This is a genomic window from Bacillus sp. F56, from assembly GCF_001748205.1.
GTDB classification, from domain to species: Bacteria; Bacillota; Bacilli; order Bacillales; family Bacillaceae; genus Bacillus; species Bacillus stercoris.
Window position 1 is genome coordinate 459,169 of sequence record NZ_BDFC01000004.1, and the last position, 21,312, is coordinate 480,480.

Annotated in this window: 23 protein-coding genes; 14 read left to right on the plus strand and 9 right to left on the minus strand. The window is 43.9% G+C overall.

The features are described from left to right. Positions 1-34: 34 nt before the first annotated feature. Positions 35-808 carry a transcriptional activator Mta gene (gene mta / locus BFW96_RS02515; RefSeq protein WP_069838539.1) on the plus strand — a complete coding sequence of 258 codons (774 nt, stop codon included), beginning with the start codon at positions 35-37 and terminating at the stop codon, positions 806-808. A 21-nt stretch (positions 809-829) separates the two neighbouring features. On the opposite strand, the gene cls is transcribed toward mta, so the two are convergent. Next, positions 830-2,278, minus strand: coding sequence for a cardiolipin synthase (gene cls / locus BFW96_RS02520; RefSeq protein WP_042975513.1), 1,449 nt, complete (start codon positions 2,276-2,278; stop codon positions 830-832). A 243-nt stretch (positions 2,279-2,521) separates the two neighbouring features. On the opposite strand from cls, the gene BFW96_RS02525 reads away from it, so the two are divergent. Next, a complete protein-coding gene (locus BFW96_RS02525; protein ID WP_014665686.1) occupies positions 2,522-2,959 on the plus strand; it encodes a DUF5392 family protein in 438 nt (145 codons plus the stop codon). A 77-nt stretch (positions 2,960-3,036) separates the two neighbouring features. On the opposite strand, the gene BFW96_RS20915 is transcribed toward BFW96_RS02525, so the two are convergent. The 3 genes from BFW96_RS20915 to BFW96_RS02540 all read right to left on the minus strand — a co-directional run bounded on the left by BFW96_RS20915 (position 3,037) and on the right by BFW96_RS02540 (position 6,037). Beyond that, the gene (locus BFW96_RS20915; protein ID WP_083252781.1) at positions 3,037-4,824 is read right to left on the minus strand and encodes an N-acetylneuraminate synthase family protein; all 1,788 of its coding nucleotides are present in this window, start codon (positions 4,822-4,824) and stop codon (positions 3,037-3,039) included. 206 nt (positions 4,825-5,030) lie between these two features. Beyond that, complete coding sequence (locus BFW96_RS02535) at positions 5,031-5,549, minus strand: DUF5362 family protein (protein WP_069838540.1); 519 nt, start codon at positions 5,547-5,549, stop codon at positions 5,031-5,033. Beyond that, on the minus strand, positions 5,546-6,037 hold the full coding sequence (locus BFW96_RS02540) for a GNAT family N-acetyltransferase (protein WP_080488051.1): 492 nt from the start codon (positions 6,035-6,037) through the stop codon (positions 5,546-5,548). Before BFW96_RS02540 ends, BFW96_RS02535 begins: the two co-directional genes overlap by 4 nt. Before the next feature lie 142 nt (positions 6,038-6,179). On the opposite strand from BFW96_RS02540, the gene spoIIQ reads away from it, so the two are divergent. Together spoIIQ and BFW96_RS02550 are read left to right on the plus strand one after the other, a co-directional pair. Next, a complete protein-coding gene (spoIIQ, locus tag BFW96_RS02545) occupies positions 6,180-7,052 on the plus strand; it encodes a stage II sporulation protein SpoIIQ (RefSeq protein ID WP_014481160.1) in 873 nt (290 codons plus the stop codon). A gap of 109 nt (positions 7,053-7,161) precedes the next feature. Further along, positions 7,162-7,584 (plus strand): VanZ family protein, encoded by a 423-nt coding sequence (locus tag BFW96_RS02550; RefSeq protein WP_069838541.1) that lies wholly within the window; start codon positions 7,162-7,164, stop codon positions 7,582-7,584. A gap of 39 nt (positions 7,585-7,623) precedes the next feature. Here the strand turns inward: BFW96_RS02550 and bcrC are convergent, their stop codons facing one another. The 3 genes from bcrC to amtB all read right to left on the minus strand — a co-directional run bounded on the left by bcrC (position 7,624) and on the right by amtB (position 9,947). Next, positions 7,624-8,205, minus strand: coding sequence for an undecaprenyl-diphosphate phosphatase BcrC (gene bcrC / locus BFW96_RS02555; RefSeq protein ID WP_069838542.1), 582 nt, complete (start codon positions 8,203-8,205; stop codon positions 7,624-7,626). A 165-nt stretch (positions 8,206-8,370) separates the two neighbouring features. After that, a complete protein-coding gene (locus BFW96_RS02560; protein WP_069838543.1) occupies positions 8,371-8,721 on the minus strand; it encodes a P-II family nitrogen regulator in 351 nt (116 codons plus the stop codon). An 11-nt stretch (positions 8,722-8,732) separates the two neighbouring features. Then, the gene (gene amtB / locus BFW96_RS02565) at positions 8,733-9,947 is read right to left on the minus strand and encodes an ammonium transporter AmtB (RefSeq protein WP_014665677.1); all 1,215 of its coding nucleotides are present in this window, start codon (positions 9,945-9,947) and stop codon (positions 8,733-8,735) included. Positions 9,948-10,229: 282 nt separating this feature from the next. Here amtB and BFW96_RS02570 point away from each other — a divergent pair, with 282 nt between their 5' ends. The 5 genes from BFW96_RS02570 (at position 10,230) to BFW96_RS02590 (ending at position 15,971) form a co-directional block, all read left to right on the plus strand. Beyond that, on the plus strand, positions 10,230-10,691 hold the full coding sequence (locus BFW96_RS02570; protein WP_083252782.1) for a hypothetical protein: 462 nt from the start codon (positions 10,230-10,232) through the stop codon (positions 10,689-10,691). A gap of 186 nt (positions 10,692-10,877) precedes the next feature. Beyond that, complete coding sequence (locus BFW96_RS02575) at positions 10,878-11,447, plus strand: hydrolase (protein ID WP_069838545.1); 570 nt, start codon at positions 10,878-10,880, stop codon at positions 11,445-11,447. Further along, positions 11,447-12,805 carry an MFS transporter gene (locus tag BFW96_RS02580; RefSeq protein WP_069838776.1) on the plus strand — a complete coding sequence of 453 codons (1,359 nt, stop codon included), beginning with the start codon at positions 11,447-11,449 and terminating at the stop codon, positions 12,803-12,805. Before BFW96_RS02575 ends, BFW96_RS02580 begins: the two co-directional genes overlap by 1 nt. A gap of 181 nt (positions 12,806-12,986) precedes the next feature. After that, the gene (pucI, locus tag BFW96_RS02585; RefSeq protein WP_069838546.1) at positions 12,987-14,459 is read left to right on the plus strand and encodes an allantoin permease; all 1,473 of its coding nucleotides are present in this window, start codon (positions 12,987-12,989) and stop codon (positions 14,457-14,459) included. Positions 14,460-14,564: 105 nt separating this feature from the next. Continuing rightward, the gene (locus tag BFW96_RS02590; protein WP_069838777.1) at positions 14,565-15,971 is read left to right on the plus strand and encodes a right-handed parallel beta-helix repeat-containing protein; all 1,407 of its coding nucleotides are present in this window, start codon (positions 14,565-14,567) and stop codon (positions 15,969-15,971) included. A gap of 92 nt (positions 15,972-16,063) precedes the next feature. Here the strand turns inward: BFW96_RS02590 and BFW96_RS02595 are convergent, their stop codons facing one another. Further along, positions 16,064-17,254 carry an MFS transporter gene (locus BFW96_RS02595; RefSeq protein ID WP_069838547.1) on the minus strand — a complete coding sequence of 397 codons (1,191 nt, stop codon included), beginning with the start codon at positions 17,252-17,254 and terminating at the stop codon, positions 16,064-16,066. Positions 17,255-17,275: 21 nt separating this feature from the next. Next, the gene (locus tag BFW96_RS02600) at positions 17,276-17,689 is read right to left on the minus strand and encodes a MarR family winged helix-turn-helix transcriptional regulator (RefSeq protein ID WP_003235672.1); all 414 of its coding nucleotides are present in this window, start codon (positions 17,687-17,689) and stop codon (positions 17,276-17,278) included. Positions 17,690-17,913: 224 nt separating this feature from the next. Between BFW96_RS02600 and BFW96_RS20920 the strand changes: the two genes are divergently transcribed. The 5 genes from BFW96_RS20920 to flhP all read left to right on the plus strand — a co-directional run bounded on the left by BFW96_RS20920 (position 17,914) and on the right by flhP (position 21,303). Then, entirely contained in the window at positions 17,914-18,024 is a 111-nt protein-coding gene (locus BFW96_RS20920; RefSeq protein WP_010886628.1) for a protein usd, read from the plus strand. 14 nt (positions 18,025-18,038) lie between these two features. Further along, the gene (gene spoIIID, locus BFW96_RS02605; protein ID WP_003221804.1) at positions 18,039-18,320 is read left to right on the plus strand and encodes a sporulation transcriptional regulator SpoIIID; all 282 of its coding nucleotides are present in this window, start codon (positions 18,039-18,041) and stop codon (positions 18,318-18,320) included. 165 nt (positions 18,321-18,485) lie between these two features. After that, the gene (gene mbl, locus BFW96_RS02610) at positions 18,486-19,487 is read left to right on the plus strand and encodes a cell shape-determining protein Mbl (protein ID WP_014665668.1); all 1,002 of its coding nucleotides are present in this window, start codon (positions 18,486-18,488) and stop codon (positions 19,485-19,487) included. Between the two features lie 160 nt (positions 19,488-19,647). After that, positions 19,648-20,460 carry a flagellar hook-basal body complex protein FlhO gene (gene flhO, locus BFW96_RS02615; protein WP_069838548.1) on the plus strand — a complete coding sequence of 271 codons (813 nt, stop codon included), beginning with the start codon at positions 19,648-19,650 and terminating at the stop codon, positions 20,458-20,460. Between the two features lie 33 nt (positions 20,461-20,493). Further along, entirely contained in the window at positions 20,494-21,303 is an 810-nt protein-coding gene (gene flhP, locus BFW96_RS02620; RefSeq protein WP_069838549.1) for a flagellar hook-basal body complex protein FlhP, read from the plus strand. Positions 21,304-21,312 lie beyond the last annotated feature (9 nt).

Below are 21,312 nucleotides of genomic sequence, written 5' to 3' on the forward strand. Positions count from 1 at the left end.
GATTGTTTACGATAAAAAAGAGGAGGTGTTATGTATGAAATATCAAGTCAAACAAGTGGCGGAAATATCGGGCGTCAGCATTCGGACGCTTCATCACTATGACCATATTGAGCTTCTGATTCCTTCAGCGCTTACTGATGCTGGGTATCGATTGTACAGTGATGCAGATCTGGAACGACTGCAGCAGATTTTATTTTTCAAGGAAATTGGGTTTCGTCTGTATGAAATTAAAGAGATGCTGGATCATCCGAATTTTGACCGGAAAGCGGCGCTTCAGTCGCAAAAGGAAATATTGATGAAGAAAAAACAAAGAATGGAAGAAATGATTCACACAATAGACAGGACGCTTTTGTCCGTTGATGGAGGGGAAACGATGAATAAGCGGGATTTATTTGCCGGATTAAGCATGAAAGACATTGAAGAGCACCAGCAGACATACGCTGATGAAGTCAGAAAGCTGTATGGAAAGGAAATCGCAGAAAAAACAGAGAAAAGGACGTCTTCTTACTCGGCAGATGATTGGCGCTCGATCATGTCTGAATTCGATTCGATTTACAGACGAATTGCGGCACGAATGAAACATGGGCCCGATGATGCAGAGGTTCAGGCCGCAGTGGGGGCATTTCGCGATCATATTTGCCAATATCATTACGATTGCACACTCGACATTTTCAGGGGACTTGGAGAAGTGTATATCACTGACGCGCGATTTACTGATTCGATCGATCAATATGGAGAAGGTCTTGCCGCTTTTTTGCGGGAGGCGATCATTATTTACTGTGACCATCAAGACAAAACCCGGCCGTAAAGGCCGGGTTTTTGGCGCATCTTATAAGATCGGCGACAACAGCCGCGAGACGGATTCTTTTATTCGAATCCACAATGGGCGCTGCAGGTACTCCTCATAGGTGAATTTTCTGGATACTAGCAAATCTTCTTTAAAAGTTGAAACCAGTTTTTTAGCAATGGTGATATCGTAAATAAATGCATTAACCTCAAAATTCAGCCTGAAGCTTCGGACATCAATGTTCGCTGTGCCGACTGAAGCGATTTCGTCATCCACCACGATGGTTTTCGCGTGAATAAAGCCGTTATCATAAATATAGACAGTCGCTCCGGCCTTCAGCAGATCGCCGATGTATGAAAGCGTGGCCCAGTATACGAAGGCGTGATCAGGCTTGTTCGGAATCATAATGTTGACGTCAATGCCCGAAAGGCAAGCGATCCTTAATGCATCCAGAAGGCTTGCATCCGGGATAAAATAAGGCGTTTGAATCAAAATGGAACGCTTGGCGTTCGATATCATTTTAATGTAGCCATTTTTAATTTGTTCCCATTCCGAATCAGGGCCGCTTGTGACAATCTGCATCCCGACGTTGCCTTTTGGGCCGTAATCAGGAAAGTGATTCGGAATATATGTCAGCGTATGGTGATGTGAAGCTTGGTTCCAGTCAAGGATGAACCGTGTTTGGATGGCGTGCACGGCCGTCCCTTGCAGCCTGATATGCGTATCCCGCCAATAACCGAATTTCGGATTAAGCCCCAGATACTCATCTCCGACATTAAAACCACCGACATAACCGGTCATGCCGTCTATGATCACAAGCTTTCGGTGGTTCCGGTAATTCAGCCGCAGGTTAATCGGCCTGAGCTTTGAAGGAAAAAAGACCTCCACATGCCCGCCAGCCTCGCGAAGCTCTTTAAAAAACTTTTTTCTCAGCGTTCTGGACCCGAGTTCATCATAAAGCACTCTGACCTGAACACCTTCTTTCGCTTTTTGGATGAGAGCGTCCCGCAATTTTTTGCCTAATTCATCACCTTTATAAATATAATACTGTAAGTGGATATGATCCTTAGCCTTTGAAATGTCATTCAGCAGCCGCTGAAATTTATCCCGTCCGTCTGTAATGACGTCAACTGAATTATCCTCTGTAAACACAGCATGGTTATTCATGATCAGCATATAAATTAAATCCTTGTTATCAAAGGTTGCCCGGTTGTTGAACTGGAATTGCTTGGTTTCTAAATCTTCAAGCTGATGCTTCAGCAGCCTTTCGATTCCAATCTTTTTTCGGTCTTCCCATTGAAACAAATGCTTGCGTCTAAGATTATGGCCGAATAATAGGTATAAAATAAAGCCTAAAACGGGAATAAAGAAAAGAACAAGCAGCCACGCCCAAGATGCGCTGGCATCGCGCCGTTCTTTGAAGATGACAATGATCGCCAAAAGAATATTTAAAATGAAAAAAAGTGATAAAAGGATGGAAGAAATACTCACTTTGTAACCCCGCTCATTCATATTTATCAAGAAGATTGCCATTAGTATTCCATGAATAACAGTAATCTGATTCCCATTACAAATTATAACACTCACATTTTAAAAGAATAAAGAGCGGCGATCCAGATTCTTCGTGAAAAATACGGGCAGATTTCTTTAAAACCGGCTTGCACCTGCGTTAAAATAAACACATATGATAACGTTCGTGAAGCCTTGCAACAACAAATAAAGGGGGAGGATAACATGAACTTTTACAGAGTCGAACAAATGCCGGGGTTCATCAAAACAGAAATGCAAAAAATTCAAAAGGCTGTACAGCCTTTCATGAAAAAAACCGTCATTTACCGTTTTCTTGCTATTCCGCTTGCTGCATTCTCTCTCTTTAATTTAGCTGCTTTTCTATTTCACGCTTCAGCTGACAGGGGATCCCTGATCAGTGCGGGCATATTCGCTCTTTTGGCGGCGCTCGGGCTGGCGTTTTTTAAAGAGGCAGGCTATCAGCACAAACAAATCCAAAAAACGGTTCACATCTATATGCTGAACAGGATCAAAAAGAGCGACATCCTTTCAGAAGAACGGAAAAACTCCTACGCCCGACAGATAAAGGAAGAACCATTTGCGATGCGGAGTTTTGTTGAATTTTTGACTGAGGAAGACAGACGCAAGAAAATGTATGAATAAAAGCTGCACCCGGATTGTTGGATTTTCCAGACATCCGGGTGTGTTTTTTGTATGACTTGGAATACGGACAAGAGTTGTTATTTATTTTTGGGTAACAGCGTTGCTTTGTTGATTTCCTCTACCAGTGATGCCTGATCGATCCATTTGGTCGACACATCTTGATTTATCTTTGAAATGTGCCGGTTTTCTGTTAAATAATCTCTTATTCGGCTGAAATAGAGCGGTTCGTTTTTAACATCCAGATTTTGGTATATTTGTTCGAACAATTCTAAGTCTTTAGGTTCATCTAGGGTTAAACGCCAAGATGGATAATGGAGTTCTTTCGGCAGGCTTACTTGATTGATGTTAAATAGGGAAGGATTGTTTACAAAATAAAAGGAAAGATATTCTGTATGGGTTAACGGTTTTGGCTGCTGCACAAGCCGCTGAAGAGCTTCAACTGTAATAATATTCCCGGAAATTCCTGCTGAACTTGAAAGTTCCTGTGTATAATCTGCTCCTTTTTGCAAGTGTTGTTCAATTAAATATTGAAGCACTTCAGGTGAAACCGCTGGACAATCGCCGGTCACCCGGATAATGATATCGGCTTTTGTTAACGCCGCGGCTTCAAGCATTCTTTCTGCCACATTTTCGGGGGAGCCTCTTACGATTCTGACCTTTTCATTTAGAGTAAAAGCTTCAAGTGGATCGTCATCAGGAAGATTAGACGTTGCCAACACAACTTCGTCAACAGAAGGGACAGCCAGACAATTGATTAAACAGCGCTCGACAGATGGAATTCCATAAATCGGGAGCAGTGCTTTTTTTGGCAAACGGGTCGATTTTAACCGGCATATTACCGCAATCGTAATTCTTGGATTTTTAATATCGTTGGGTGTAATTGGCTGGTTTAACGATAAATCAGCAGTTGCGACTTGAGGGAAAGTGTCTTCGGCTTGTAAAGGCATCAGTGCATTCTCATTTCCGCATCTTTTGTAACTCGTTTTTTCCAGTGTTATTATTTCTCCTTTTTTTATATCCCGATTGGCAATCACACGTAATGAGGAATCATGCAAATACTTTCGTTCAGATTCATTTACTTCAGTTGACCCCGCTGCAATTTGGGCCTGCTTGAGCTTTTCCGTCATTAGTTTGAATTCGTTTGGCTCTAGTGAAGAATAATAATCAAACCCTTTAGCTGACCGGTTTAGGGTTATATGTTTTTCAATAACAGAGGCCCCTGAGAAAAACGCATAGACAGGAAGGTCGGCTGCAAGCGGATGATCTGCGTCAATGTGATCTGCAAATCCAATTTGAACCTGGTATCTTTCTTTTAGATATTGAACCCGTTTTAGGTTAATATCCTCTAATGTTGTCGGATATCCTTGGAATCCGTGCATGAGTATGAGCTGATTGTCCATATGTTGTTTTACAAGCGGCATCAACTGATCGATCTCTTCTTCATACCATCCCCCAACTCCGATGAGCACAGGCTTCTCAGTCATACCTATCGTTTTCATGATCTCCGTGGATTGAAGGATGGTTGTTGGAAGCTTAATGCCATCAATGTCACGCTGCAGGTGCTTAAAAAGCTCTGCTCCCCATGAATCGAAAATATCCACCCATATTTCTAATCCAAGCCTTTTTCCATATGCAACACAATTTTTCCATACGTCTTCATTCAAAAACAGCTCGATATACGACTCGTAAGCAAAAAAACAAGGTGTTGCAATACAGTCATATTTGAACCACTGAAATTTCACACCATCTGCTCCGCTTTCAGCTGCAGCCTTGATGAGTGCTCTGAGGTTCTCCTCTTTTCCTTGATGGGCGTTTGCGATTTCAGCTATCACTTTTACTTTTTCCGAAGGGCTGTTATTTTCCAAATGTCCCACTCCTTTATGTTTATTGAGACAAACCTGCTGATGCCGCTTTCGAGTTGAAAGACCGAGTCATTTTAATAGATTGTATGCTTGCTTCAAGACTTGGTGTTTACGCCAGCCTGCTTTGATTGACAATTTTACGGAAAATCGTCAAATAAAAAGGCATGGTTCCGTTTGATCCGGAACTCATGCCCTTTCCTGTTTCATCATTATTCAAACACCGGATCGTCCTCATAATAGTAAGAATCCGGATCATCATACGAAGGGGTATTTTCAAAAGCAGCAATGCCGATTATCACCAGCACGAAAATGGTTACAATGATTCCGATCAGGCAGGTGACGATACTGGATGCTGCGTAAAACAGCTGCATTTTAATAAATGTCGCGTAATTTTCAAGCATGCTTTCGCCAGCGCTGCCGGCTAAATTTCCTTCGGCTTCAGCGGCTGCTTTTGCCGAGCGCATTAAAAATACGCCTGAAATAATGAGCAGTACGCCCGGAATGGCGCCAATCACTGTCATTAAAGCAGACAGTGTAACAAGCGATCCCATAATAATGAACAAGATGCCGGAAATTTTGCCCCACTTGGCAATGGCGGATAGCGACTTGACAGCAGAGGCGCTCAGCTGGCGGCTCTCATTTTCCGCAGGCGCAGTCTCCTGCTCAACGGGGCTGTTTTCTTCATTATGATTTTCCATTTCGTTTTCATCTTTATCCAAACTAATCATGACAGCTCTCTCCCTAAAATTTTTAAATCGTATCTTTTCCCGTCCATTTCGGCAATGCCGGGGAATAGTCCCCATTCTGCAAACCCGTGCTTCTCAAACAGCTTCAGGCTTGGTTTATTATGTCCGAAAATGAAGGCCATAAGTGAGCGGATGCCAAGATCCGGCGCAATGCGGAGCGCTTCCTGAAGCAAAAATGATCCAACACCTTTGCCGCGGCATGCTTCGTCAATGTATATGCTGACCTCCGCAGTTTTATTATAGGCCGGCCTTCCATAAAATGTTTCAAAACTGATCCAGGCAGCGACGTTTCCGTTTTCGTCCTCGGCAACATAGAGCGGACGTGACTCTGTATGTCCCAAAAACCATTCCATCCGATCTTCAGGAGTTACCGGTTCGGTATCGGCTGTTACCATTCGAGAAGCAATCGTTGAATTATAAATCGCAACAACAGCTTCCAGATCTTTATGTTCAGCAAGACGCAATGTCATGTTCATGCGTATTTGGCACTCCTCTCAAAAAAATGACATATTTTCGTATTAGTCTGCGCAAACTACATCTAAAAAAAGTTTTTTTGGATAGGTGTATATATTTTCAGAAAAGTGTTCAGAATGTTGCTGAGGTGATGAAACAATGAGAGAGGAAGAAAAGAAAACTTCTCAAGTCAAAAAACTTCAGCAGTTTTTTCGTAAACGCTGGGTGTTCCCTGCAATTTACTTAGTCAGTGCGGCCGTCATTTTAACAGCTGTCCTTTGGTATCAATCAGTATCAAATGATGAGGTAAAGGATCAGTTAGCTGATAACGGCGGAAACTCTGCATATGACAACAACGACGATGCAGTTGAAGTAGGAAAGTCAATGGAAAATGTCGCAATGCCGGTTGTTGATTCTGAAAACGTTTCTGTTGTGAAAAAGTTCTATGAAACCGATGCCGCAAAAGAAGAGAAAGAAGCAGCACTCGTTACCTATAATAACACGTACAGCCTAAGCAAAGGAATTGACTTAGCTGAGAAAGACGGAAAAGATTTCGATGTTTCTGCTTCTCTGAGCGGTACGGTTGTCAAAGCTGAAAAAGATCCAGTGCTGGGATATGTTGTGGAAGTTGAACATGCCGACGGTTTGTCGACTGTGTATCAATCCCTTTCTGAAGTAAGTGTTGAGCAAGGTGACAAAGTAAAACAAAACCAGGTGATCGGAAAATCTGGCAAGAACCTTTACAGTGAAGACAGCGGAAACCACGTGCACTTTGAAATCCGTAAAGATGGAGTCGCAATGAATCCGTTAAACTTTATGGACAAGCCGGTTTCTTCTATTGAAAAAGCAGCAGCCGCTGAAGAAAAAGCTGCCACACAAGAAACAGAAGAATCCATTCAGCAATCTTCCGAAAAAAAGGACGGATCAACTGAAAAAGGAACAGAAGAAAAGTCCGGTGAGAAAAAGGACGATTCAACTGACAAATCTGGTTCTAAAGAAAGCAGCACAACAGAAGACACTGAACAGTCTTAATCTAGAAAACGTCTATCCGTGTGATGGGCGTTTTTTTTGTTACTTTCTGCTTTATTTAATCGTCTATGTAGTTACACATAGGCACGTAGACTATAAAGGAGGTTATGTCATGAACCGCCTATTGCTTGCAGGCTGGATCTTTTTTATCCTGCTTTCTGTTTGTACGGAAAGCTTCAGCGGCATGGTCGTATCGCAAACGGTGGCTTTTCATTTTCAGCCGCACCCTGATCTGTCTCAATTTTTCGTTATGGATTTTACTGAGCTTACTGTACCTGAAGCGTGTATTCAAAAAATCGGGCACGCGTTTTCCTTCTTTGTGCTGACTTATTTGCTGTGGAAACAGTGGGGCAGCATAAGATCAGCTGCAGCCGGCTCATTCGCGTTTGCTTTTTTCACAGAAGTTCTCCAGCTTTTCTTCAGCAGGAACGGGTGCATTCGAGATGTGCTCATCGATGCTGTTGGAATTGGATTGTTTTATGGATTATATGTGTTGGCGAAGCGGAGAAAACAAGAGATGTATGAAAAATATTAAAGCCGGCTGTCTTGGTTAAAGACGCCAGCTTTTGTCTTTTTAGAAATTTTGATCGGTTGGTTTTTTCGTCAGTTTATTGATCATGGCTTCATAGATCCTCACGACCAAATCGACGAATGGGCGAAGCAGTTCTGAAAATCTAAAGAATAGGAACCCGATAATGATGCCGACAACGAGGCTGCCTAATACATCTACCGGATAGTGATGTCCCACCCAAATTCTCGAAAAGCCTGTCAAAAGCCCGAAAATGACAAGCGGCCAGCCGATTTTGCGGTTTCTGAAAAGCATCGCAATAGAAATCGCTAATGCACCTGTCGTGTGGTCACTTGGAAATGAAGCATCCGCAGCATGCGGTATCAATGTATGCACAGTATGCGCAACGAACGGGCGCGGTTCGAAATAAACAAGTGTAATCAAATAGTTGATCACAAGACCTGCAATTCCTGTGATGCCTGCGTAAAGTACATTTTTTCTGCTTTGTGTGTTCCCGAACAGCCAGATCGCCAATAGGATAAGGGCATAGGCGACAATGGCATATTCCGTGATGAAGACCATAATAGAATCGAGAACGGAATTGTGATGAGATAGACCATGGATGGCTTTAAAAATTTCGTAGTTCAAATAATCACCTTTTACATTTTTAATAATAGACTCATTATACTCATAAAAAGTTTCAAATCAAAAAGAGTTTGTCAGAAAGAATGACGCTTGAAGAGAATTCGAAGAGGGCGCGATATTTATGGGGGCAAAAAAAGAGACCCGGAATTTCGGATCTCTTCTAAACCATTAAAGTGCTTCAGGTCCTTCTGCGCCTGTGCGGATGTTGATCGTATTGCTGATTTCATAGACAAATATTTTACCGTCACCCGGCGATCCTGTTTTCAGCACCCTTTTAGCGATCTCAGTCACTTGATCAACAGGCACCTTGCTGACCACGATTTCAATTTTTAGACGCTCATATACATTGCTTTCTATTTTTACCCCTCGATAGAGCTCCGTATGTGCTTTTTGAAGGCCGCAGCCGTGAACATTGGAGAAGGTGAGAGAGGTGACACCGATTTTTCCGAGTTCCTGCTTCAGCTTTTCAAAATTTGCCGGACGCGTTACAATTTCTACCTTGAACATTTGACCGCTCATAACGTCACTCCTCACATAGAATCTTGATATGCTTTTTCCCCGTGCATCGTCAAGTCAAGCCCAAGTGATTCTTCTTCTTCGGTTGCACGAAGGGGAAGGAAGAGGCTTACAAATTTAATAATAACGAAAGTGACAATAAATACAAAAACATAAGTGGCGGCTATCGCGAGAATTTGTTTCCAGATTAAGCTTGCGTCACCGTAGAATAACCCATTTGCTCCCGCTGAATTAACAGAGGTTGTTGCGAATAATCCTGTCGCGATTCCGCCCCATGTCCCGCCGATCCCATGCAGGCCAAAGGCGTCAAGCGCGTCATCGTATCCGAATTTCTTTTTCAGCGAGAATACACCCCAGAAACAGACGGCCCCGCCGATGATGCCAATAATAATGGAAGAAAACGGTGTGACAAATCCGGCTGCCGGCGTAATGGCGACAAGCCCGGCAATCGCGCCGGATACTGCTCCGAGCATTGTTGGTTTTTTGTTAATGATCCACTCAACTAAGATCCAGCCGGCAATTCCGGCTGCTGCCGCGGTGTTTGTGTTGATGAAGGCATACATGGCCACGCCATCTAAGGTCAAAGCGCTGCCGACGTTAAAGCCGAACCAGCCGAACCAAATCAAGGCTCCTCCTAAGAAGGTGTAAATAAGGTTATGCGGAGAAGACGCTGTGCCGTCTTTCCGTTTGCCTAGCACAATAGCAAGAACAAGTCCTGCCACACCGGAGGAAATATGAACAACATTGCCGCCGGCGAAATCGAGCGCCCCTAGCTGGCCGATCCAGCCGCCGCCCCATACCCAATGCGCTACGGGTGTGTAAACCAAAGAGGACCATAAAACCGAGAATAAAAGAAAAGCGCCGAATCGCATCCGCTCTGCGAAAGCCCCGGAAATAATCGCTGTAGTCAGGACAGCGAACGTCATTTGGAACATCATGAATAACGAGTGGGGAATGGTATCGCTGTAATCTCCCGGATCAAATCCGACCCCTTTGAGGCCTGCCCACTCCAGTCCGCCAATGATGGAATTGCCTGGTGCGAAGGCAAGTGTATATCCGAACAGCACCCAAACGATGGAAACGATGGCAATGGAAGAGAAACTGTGCATGGCAGTGCTCAGCACATTTTTGCTTTTTACCATCCCACCATAAAATAACGCTAATCCCGGGGTCATCAGCCACACGAGTAAAGCGCAAAAGAACATAAAAACTGTATCGCCCATTTGCATGTCTCATTCCTCCGTATCTTTCAGAATAAAAAGCAATTATTATAGTTCTTCATTATAGAGAAAAAAGAACGATAAAACATTTTCATGTAAGATTTCCTAACATGGTTTTTCAGGGAATGTTATCGAGGGATGGAAAGAAAGAAGAACAGCATTTTTTATGATATAAGACTTTATATCTATAAAAGAAGCTGTTCATATGAGCGGAAAAGGGAATTGACATTGATTAGAAAGCTCTATACTGTATTAAGTGTACTACATCAAATAATACACTGAGGGGGATGTATGATGAATAAAGGCGGCAGGTTGAGGAGAGCGGTATGTAAGTCGATTCCCGCGACGTTCCGATTGTTTTTAGCCTTTAATTTTTTCGTGTATGGTTTGGCGAAAGTGGTGATTGGCCAGTTTGGCGAGGTGACGCCTGAAATCGAGGCGGCTGCCGGGAAGGGGTTTACCATCGCGTGGACATTTTTCGGTTATTCTCATGTCTATGAATTGTTTATAGGTTTTGGTGAAATCCTAGCAGCTGTTTTATTACTGATTCCGCGAACGGCTGCATTAGGGGCAGTTATTTTTATGCCCATTATAGTGAACATCGTCTTGATTAACTATTGTTTTGATATTGGTGTGCAGGATCTTAGCACGATATTAATGGTTATGTGTCTCGTCCTGCTTTGGGTGGATCGCCGCAAATTCATAGGCATTTTCAGGCAGGAACCGATAGACGGCAGGCAGGTGATGAAGTGATGACGCCCCTTATGATTACAGTGCTTGCCGGTTTGTTCGTATGCACAACTTGTTACTATTACATAAAAGAAAAATCATGAGAAAACGCTCCTTCTGAGAATTTCACAAGCATCAAAAAAGAACTTAGGCAGTGTGAAGAGTAAAATATGCGATGTGAGAAACACTAACAGTATCAGGAGGAGACGTATGATGAATACACTCAACATTGATTTTCAAAAAACAGCATTGGTGATCATTGATTTACAAAAGGGAATTGTGCCGATTGATCAAAGTGGCCAGGTTGTTCCGAATGCGAAAAAGCTTGTAGATGAATTTCGGAAACAGAACGGGTTCATCAGCTTTGTAAATGTAGCCTTTCACGATGGAGCCGACGCTCTAAAGCCGCAAACGGATGAGCCCGCGCAGGAAGGTTCAAGGGAGATGCCGGCGGACTGGGCCGAATTTGTTCCGGAAATCGGTGTGCAGGATAGAGATTACACGGTGACAAAACGGCAGTGGGGTGCGTTTTTTGGCACGGATTTAGACTTGCAGCTGAGACGCCGCGGCATTGATACGATTGTACTGTGCGGCATTGCAACGAACATCGGGGTGGAAAGTACAGCGCGCGAGGCCTTTCAGCTTGGCTATCAGCAGATTTTTATTACAGATGCCATGTCCACGTTTAGCGATGAAGAGCATGAAGCTACACTGCGCTTTATTTTCCCGAGAATCGGTAAATCGCGGACAACGGAAGAATTTCTGGAACAAGTGAAATGATGTTATCGAAAAAAAGCCGGGCTGTATTTTTAACAGCGGTGGCTTCGGGAACAATGCTGAATCCGCTGAACTCATCTATGATTTCTCTCGCGCTCCATAGTATCCAGCATGAGTTTCGCCTCTCGTTTACAACGGTTTCTTGGCTGATTTCCTCGTTTTACCTGGCAAGTGCCGTAGCGCAGCCTGTAACGGGAAAGCTCGGTGATTTAATTGGGCGGAAACGCTTGTTTTTATTCGGGCTTATTCTTGTAGCGGTTTCAGCCATCGGAGCACCGTTTGCGCCAACATTTATGACATTATTGGTCATGCGGCTGTTTCAATCGGTGGGGAGCAGTGCGATTTATCCGTCAGGCGTCGGATTGATTCGGAATCATATTCATGAGCGCCAAGCTTCAGCCTTGGCTGTACTTTCTATCTTTGCGTCCGCCATGACGGCGCTGGGGCCGACAGTCGGCGGGTTTTTAATTGTGTGGGGCGGCTGGCCGGCGATCTTTATCGTTAATTTGCCGTTTATTATCCTCAGCTTCTTTTTGGGCCTGTATATGTTCCCGAAAGATCAGAAAAAAGGGGCAGGAATCAAAACGATTATTCGGCAGCTCGACATTCTTGGAATTGTTTTATTTGCCGGGGGAATCATTTTCCTTCTATCCTTCCTGCTGTCGTTCAGCACAACGCCGCATGCGGTTGAAGGTGTGCTTGGCGTGCTTCTGCTCTGTGCGTTTGTCTGGCGCGAGCTGAAAACGGATAAGCCCTTCATTGATGTCCGTCTGTTTAAAACACAGCGAAACCTGTCAGCTGTATATGTTCAATTTATTTTGCTGAATGTTTTCTTCTATTGTTTATTTTTTGGTCTGCCAAGTTATTTTCAGGATGAAATGCATCTTTCTGTTCAAACGAGCGGCCTGTTTATGCTGTTTATGTCTGGAATGAGCATCATTGTGTCACCTGTTACGGGCAAATGGATCGACCGATCAGGTGTTGTCAAGCCAATCTTTGCTGGAGCGCTTTTGATGACGGCTGGAGCTGTGCTCTTAACCATCTTTTTCATCAATGTCGAGACCATTGGGAAAGGCCTCATTCTATCGCTCTTGGGCATAGGCTACGGACTGGGAAATGTCGCGCTTCAGGCAGCAATGCTGAAAACGAGTCCTTCCAACATGGTAGGAACGACTTCCGGACTGTTTCAAACCTGCCGTTACCTAGGATCGATTTTGTCTTCGGTGATCCTTGGCATTCTTTTTGGTAAAGAAATCACGGCAGCCCATTTTGATATGATGGGAATCATTATGATCATCACGGGGGGAGCAAGCCTATTAATGGCTGTGAGATTTGCTGCATTAATGAAAACTGCATCTTGAGAAAGAGACGGGCTCTGAGGGTCTGTCTCTTTTTCTTGTTTAGGCTGTTCAAATACAAATAAGAAAATTGTACATCATAGCCAATGTTATTGTCTGATTCTTCAGTTATATTAAGTGACATCGAATGTCAGAAAACGATACATGAAATGGAAAGCAGACAATATCGAAAGGGGAGCCGGCTATGAAATTAAAAGAGAGTCAGCAGCAATCCAACAGGCTGAGCAATGAAGATCTGGTGCCTTTGGGGCAGGAAAAACGGACATGGAGAGCAATGAACTTTGCCTCCATTTGGATGGGATGTATACATAATATACCGACATACGCGACGGTGGGAGGATTAATTGCGATCGGCCTTTCGCCTTGGCAGGTGCTGGCGATCATTATTACGGCATCGCTTATCTTATTTGGCGCTCTTGCCTTAAACGGCCATGCGGGGACAAAATACGGGCTGCCGTTTCCAGTGATCATCCGGGCTTCTTACGGGATATACGGCGCAAATATCCCTGCGCTTCTGAGGGCGTTTACAGCCATCATGTGGCTTGGCATCCAGACCTTTGCGGGCAGCACGGCACTGAACATTTTGCTTTTGAATATGTGGCCGGGCTGGGGTGAAATTGGCGGCGAGTGGAACATTCTCGGCATTCACTTGTCTGGTTTGCTTTCTTTTGTATTCTTTTGGGCCGTTCATTTACTCGTATTGCATCATGGCATGGAGTCAATTAAACGTTTTGAGGTATGGGCAGGGCCTTTAGTGTATCTGGTATTTGGCGGCATGGTATGGTGGGCCGTCGATATTGCCGGAGGATTGGGGCCGATATACTCTCAGCCAGGAAAGTTCCATACGTTCTCAGAAACATTCTGGCCGTTTGCTGCCGGAGTGACCGGCATCATCGGCATCTGGGCGACATTAATTTTAAATATACCTGATTTTACAAGGTTTGCTGAAACGCAAAAGGAGCAAATCAAAGGGCAATTTTACGGTTTGCCGGGAACATTCGCGCTGTTTGCTTTCGCCAGTATTACGGTGACCTCCGGCTCGCAGGTCGCGTTCGGAAAACCGATTTGGGATGTTGTCGATATTTTGGCGCGGTTTGATAACCCTTATGTCATCGCCTTGTCCGTGATCACGCTCTGCATCGCCACGATCTCTGTAAATGTCGCGGCGAACATCGTATCGCCCGCTTATGATATAGCGAATGCCCTGCCGAAATATATCAATTTCAAACGCGGCAGCTTTATCACAGCATTGCTCGCTTTATTTACGGTTCCGTGGAAGCTGATGGAGAGTGCGACAAGCGTGTATGCGTTTCTCGGCTTAATAGGCGGCATGCTTGGACCGGTGGCAGGCGTGATGATGGCCGACTATTTTATCATTCGCAAACGTGAGCTCTCGGTAGATGACCTGTATTCCGAAACAGGACGGTATGTGTATTGGAAGGGCTACAATTACCGTGCGTTTGCAGCCACAATGTTAGGGGCGCTGATTTCGCTGATTGGCATGTATGTTCCTGCATTAAAGAGCTTATACGATATTTCTTGGTTTGTAGGTGTGCTGATCTCCTTTCTTTTCTACATTGTTCTGATGCGTGTTCACCCGCCTGCATCGTCGGCGATTGAAACGGTTGAACCTGCACAGGTCCGCCAGGCTGAATAAAATCTATATAAACGGTATATTTTCATATTTTTGAAATGGTTTTCCATAAATAGAGCATTTATAATGGTTTTAGAAATCTATTCTAAAACGAAATGGGAATCGAAAATGAGAAAAAGGTATTTTATTCATTTGGCAGGTGTTTTAGCGTTGGGCATCTTCGCTTTCGTTTTTGATGAGACAAAAGCGAATGAGGAAAGAGATGAAGACTGCCTATATGTTTCGCCAAATGGCAGTGATCAAAATGAAGGAACAAAAGAAAAACCGTTTCGTACATTGGCACACGCATCTGAGAAGGCTGCTGCCGGCACAACCGTCATGATTCGGGAGGGCACGTATCATGAAATCCTTGATGTGAAGCACAGCGGTACGAACGGAAAGCCTATCACGTTCCGAAACTATGAAAATGAAAACGTCGTGATTACCGGTGAATCCGTTGCGAACGCTGAATATGAAACACCGCTGATTCGCATTCACGATAAACATGACATTGCCATCAGCGGTTTAACGATTCAAGATCTTTCTGTTTCATCTGAGGAAGCAACTGCTATGGGGATTTATGTGTCAGGGTCCAGCAGTCATATCGCCATCAAGGATAATCATATCCAGGGGATTAAAACAACAGCGGATGAAGGAAATGCCCACGGAATCGCAGTTTATGGGACTGGCAGCATGAAGGACATCCGAATCGAAGACAATACAGTTGAGAATCTGACGCTTGGAGCGAGTGAAGCAGTTGTGCTGAACGGAAATATCGATGGCTTCACTGTTGCAGGCAATGTGGTCCGCAATAATAACAACATCGGGATTGACCTAATTGGTTATGAGGGAACCGCGGATAAAAACGATTACGTGCGAAACGGTGTCGTGGAAAACAATACGGTTTATCAAAACTCGACTTACGGCAATCCTGCCTATGGGGACGACTACTCAGCGGGCGGGATTTATGTCGATGGCGGACACGGTATCGAGATTAAGAACAACACAGTTTACGATAACGATATTGGGATTGAAGCAACATCTGAACACAAAGGAAAGTATGCAAATGCCATTCAGATCACAGATAACAAAGTGTACAACAATGCGTACACCGGTATTTCAATCGGAGGATATGACAAAAAGCGGGGCGGCACCAGCAATTCTCTGATTGCCCGCAATATTATGTACCGGAATGACACAAAGGGACTGTACGGCGGACAGCTGCTGCTGCAGTACGATACGAAAAACAACACTATTGAAAAGAATATTTTGACGGCCGGTGATTCCAGATTATTTATCGGAAACGATTTTACTGAAAATGAAGGAAATACGGTCAATCATAACGTGTACCACAAGGAAGCGGATCAAGACGGCATATGGATGTGGAAAAAGAAAGAATATGATTCGTTTTCGTCGTATCGAAAAGCAACAAATAACGATTCGCAATCCATTTATGCCGATCCGATGTATCGTGATGAAGAGTCGTATGACTTTACGCTAGATCCTGATTCACCTGCGCGGAAAGTCATTGAATAATTGCTATAAGCGGCGTTCTCTCGTTCAATCGAGCGGAACGCCTTTTTTTATATGCAAAAAAGACTGCCGGGATTTCCCGGCAGTCTGACAAGTTATTCTGCGATAGATACTTTTCCTTCAGCCTCAGCAGGTTTTCTCTGGCTCCACGTGTAGAGAAGCAGAGCAATTAAAACGAACAGACCCGCTGATAAATAAATGGCAGAGAAGCCGGCAGATGCTACAAACAATCCGAATACATACGATCCTACAGCAATTCCGCTGTCAAAGAAGGTAAAGAACGTTGCTGTTGCAAAACCTGAGCGGTGAGCCGGAGATTTCTGGATCGCCAATGTTTGCATACATGGAACGATTGATCCGTATCCAAGCCCGATAACCGCTCCTGAAAGCAGAAGCATCAAGCCGCTGTGTGTGAAGGACAGCATGCAGAGTCCCACAGAGAAAATCAGGATTGATGGGTAAATGACAATGCCAGGTCCGACTTTGTCGAACAGTTTCCCTGTGAACGGACGTGCAATCATCATTGTCACCGCAAAGCAAACAAAGAAATATCCGCTGATATCCGAAAGATCAACTGATTTGGCGAATACAGACAGATATGATGTAACAGTTGAATAACAGAAAGAAATAAACAAACCGACCGTCGCAATTTTGAGTGCGCCTTTTTCAAACATATCCGAGAACGCAAAACGGAATACAGTCGTGCCGCTGTCTTTACTTTGCGGCACTTTTATTAAGAACGAAACAAGTAAGCCCGCAACCATAAACAGCGCAAAGGCTGTAAAGAATACAGGGAAGCTGACCACCCTCATCAAATTCAGGCCAAGGAAAGGCCCGATCGCCATAGCCAGGTTCATGGACATGGCAAAGTATCCAAGCCCTTCACCGCGCCGTTTGGCTGGAATAATATCAGCGGCAATTGCACCTGTGACAGTCGTTAAAATGCTGAACCAAATCCCTTGGAAGAACCGCAATCCGAGCAGCAGGGAAAAGTTATGAATCGGCATATACAGAAAAGATGATAGGGCGAATAACGCCATCGATACAATCGCCATTCTTTTCTTCCCGAAACGCTCAATAATGGCTCCGGAGAATGGCCGAGTAATGATCGCAGACAGAAGGAACAGGCTGATTAAAAGCCCGCCTTGTGATTCTGTGCCGCCAAGCTCTTGAAGCGTATAGATCGGCAATACAGTTAAAAATGTATAAAAGAACACAAACACAAATAAATTGACAAGCAGGACCATAATAAAATCCTTGGTCCATATCGCATCCGCTTTTTTCAAATGTATGTCACTTCCTTATTATCATTGTTGTAAAAACATGCGGAATAAATGAGAAAAGGCTTCTTTATCTTCATCCCGGAAATCTGCAAGCAGCTCTTCCTCGAATTTCAGCATTTTCACATTGATTTCTTCGTATTTTTTCTCGGCTTCTTTGGTGAGGACAACAAGTTTTTCCCGTTTGTCTTCACCTTGCCGTCTCTGGACCCAGCCGTTCTCCTCCAGGCGTTTGATCGTCCGTGTGACAGTCGGCGCTTCCACATTTAAATAGGACCAAATTTCTTTTTGAGTCATTGGTCCGATCGTACGCAAACAATATAAAACTGACCATTGAGATGAATAAAGGCCGAATGGCTCCAGCTGTTCATTGGCTTTCTTGGCAATCAGGCGGGCGCTTTGGTTGATTTGATGAATGAGGTGTCTGTTGACGTAGGTCATGTCTGTCTCCTTCTAAAAAACTTACCTAAGTAACTAATTGCTTATTTCATTCTACAGGAGCGGTGGATAGATGTAAAGATGAAAATTTAGTGACGCGAAATAGTTTGCTGACGCTGAAAAAGTTCGTTTCACCCCTTGTCCTTATTGAGTTTTTAGCATATTCCCAAAAGAATGCTAATACACTGTTACAAACCTAACAAAGAGAGTGTTTGAGGTGAGGGATCGTGGGCATATTTCACAAACTTACTTTTAAAACCATACAACGAAGAAGCGGCATAATGAATGACTCTTTACAGAATACGGATCTCATTTCACACTTCTCACATCCATTTTAGGGAGGTCGAGTGGTGTGCACGATTACATCAAAGAGCGAACAATCAAGATAGGGAAGTACATCGTGGAGACAAAGAAAACCGTTCGTGTCATTGCGAAGGAATTTGGTGTTTCCAAAAGTACAGTACACAAGGATTTAACAGAGCGTCTGCCTGAAATTAACCCCGACTTGGCAAACGAAGTGAAAGAAATACTCGATTATCATAAATCCATCAGGCATTTAAGAGGAGGAGAAGCGACAAAACTCAAATATAAAAAAGATGAAATACTTGAGGGAGAGCCTGTTCAGCAATCGTAATCGCCTGGCGTTGTCTTCTTGAAATCGTTCATAAAACATCCGCAAAAATTTGTAAAGAACTTAATGTGCTTCCAACTTTTTTTCTATATTTTATGATAATATATATAATTAGGGCACAATGTGGATATTTACTGTGAAACAGATTTTCAAGGAGGATATAAATAGATGTTTGCAAGGGATATTGGTATTGACCTCGGTACTGCAAATGTACTGATCCATGTTAAAGGTAAAGGAATTGTTCTGAATGAACCTTCCGTAGTTGCACTTGATAAAAACAGCGGCAAAGTGCTGGCGGTTGGCGAAGAGGCAAGACGAATGGTTGGACGTACACCTGGGAATATTGTTGCGATTCGCCCGCTGAAAGACGGAGTTATTGCTGACTTTGAAGTAACAGAAGCAATGCTGAAACATTTTATTAACAAGCTAAATGTAAAAGGCCTGTTTTCAAAGCCGCGCATGCTCATTTGCTGCCCGACGAATATTACATCTGTTGAGCAAAAAGCAATCAAAGAAGCTGCAGAAAAAAGCGGCGGGAAACATGTATACCTTGAAGAAGAACCTAAAGTTGCCGCTATCGGCGCGGGTATGGAAATATTCCAGCCAAGCGGTAACATGGTTGTAGACATCGGAGGCGGTACGACGGATATCGCGGTTATTTCAATGGGCGATATTGTCACCTCCTCTTCTATTAAAATGGCTGGGGACAAGTTTGACATGGAAATCTTAAATTATATCAAACGCGAGTACAAGCTGCTGATCGGCGAACGTACTGCGGAGGATATTAAGATTAAAGTCGCAACGGTTTTCCCAGACGCACGTCACGAGGAAATTTCCATTCGCGGACGGGACATGGTTTCCGGTCTTCCAAGAACAATTACAGTCAACAGTAAAGAAGTTGAAGAGGCCCTTCGTGAATCTGTCGCTGTTATTGTTCAGGCTGCGAAACAAGTGCTTGAAAGAACACCGCCTGAACTTTCTGCTGATATCATTGACCGCGGCGTTATTATTACCGGCGGAGGCGCGCTCTTAAACGGCCTTGACCAGCTGCTTGCCGAAGAGCTGAGGGTACCGGTCCTCGTTGCTGAAAATCCAATGGATTGCGTAGCCATCGGCACAGGTGTCATGCTTGATAATATGGACAAGCTTCCTAAACGCAAACTAAGCTGATTTCACAAACCTCATTCTGAAAAAGAATGAGGTTTTTTTATGAAAAGCCTTCACGAAAAGATATTAAATGACGATAATAGGATAAAATACTGATTTCCATTATAGAACAAACGTTCCTATATGACAACTGGAAAAAATGCCATTTTTAGAGGTGGGAAATTTGTTAAAAGGATTATATACAGCAACATCCGCAATGATTGCCCAGCAAAGAAGAACGGAAATGCTTTCAAATAACATTGCAAACGCAAATACATCAGGATATAAAGCTGATCAAGGCTCGATGCGAGCGTTCCCTGAGATGCTGCTCAGCAGAATTGAATCAAAATCTCCGGCCGGAACATCGAGGACGGAAATCGGTTCCGTGAATACGGGAGTGTACATGCAGGAGCTTAAGCCACTCCTTACACAGGGGAGCCTGAAGTCTACAGAACAGCCTACAGACATTGCATTGGTCGAAAATCAAGTTCCGATCAATGCGGAAACCAATGAAAACGCGGCTCTTTTTTATCCGGTTCAAACAGCGGATGGAATCCGTTATTCAAAAAGCAGCACATTTTCACTAAATGAGAATAATCAGCTGACGATCAACGGACGCCCTGTTTTATCGACGGATGGCCAGCCAATTACTGTTGATAATGAGAATTTCACTGTGTCTGAAAACGGTACTGTGGCAACAAACGGACGGACAGCCGGCCAGATTGATGTCAGAATGGCGGAAGATGTCCGCAATCTGAAAAGGGACGGAAACGATTTGTACAGCACGGCGGACGGCAATGATCTGCCAAGCGCAGCTGGAAATAATCAAGTATCCTATTCATTAAAACAAGGCATCTCAGAGCTTTCAAACGTGGATGTGACGAGCGCCTATACAGAAATGACTGAAGCGTACAGATCGTTTGAGGCGAATCAGAAGGTTATTCAGGCTTACGATAAAAGTATGGATAAAGCAGCGAATGAAATCGGAAAAATTTAAGATAACGGAAGAGAAAAACGGGGGACATGAACCATGCTCAGGTCAATGCTAACGGCATCAACAACCTTAAACCAGCTGCAGCAGCAGATTGACACAATCAGCAGCAACCTTTCAAACAGCAACACAACCGGCTATAAGGCAAAAGATACGAATTTTTCTGAGCTTGTCAGACAGCAATTCGATCAGGTTGATGAAAAAAACGAGGAAGTGGCAAAAGCCCGAAAAACGCCGCCCGGCTTGCGCCTTGGCGTCGGAGCGATGATGAATTCACGCCTTGTCTCTGGTCAAGGAAGCGTTCAGAAGACAGATCGTGATCTTGATATCGCGTTTACGTCACCATACCAATATCTTCAGGTGAATGTAAATGGAAACCGCCAGTATACGAGAGACGGAGCATTATATTTAACGCCTTCAGCCAATAATGCCAACCAGCTTCAGCTCGTTACTGGAAATGGGTATCCGGTTCTTGATGAAAACGGCAATACAGTGAACATCGACAGTTCAATGAAGAATATCACCATCAATAAGAACGGCACGTTAACCGCCTCTAACGGAAATGCGGTCCAGCGGTTTAACCTTGGGGTTGTCCAAGTGAATAACCCTCAAGAGCTGAAATCGGAAGGGAATAACCTTTTCTCTATTGATAATGCGGCAGCTTTTGAAGAGCTGAATGGCGCAAATAGACAAAACATTGGCATGCAGCAGGGCTCACTTGAGATGTCCAATGTCGATATTTCAGAACAAATGACAGATTTGATTACGTCCCAGCGTTCATATCAGCTGAACAGCAGAACGATCACAATGGGAGATCAAATGCTCGGTTTAATCAATTCAGTCAGATAATAAGAAAAT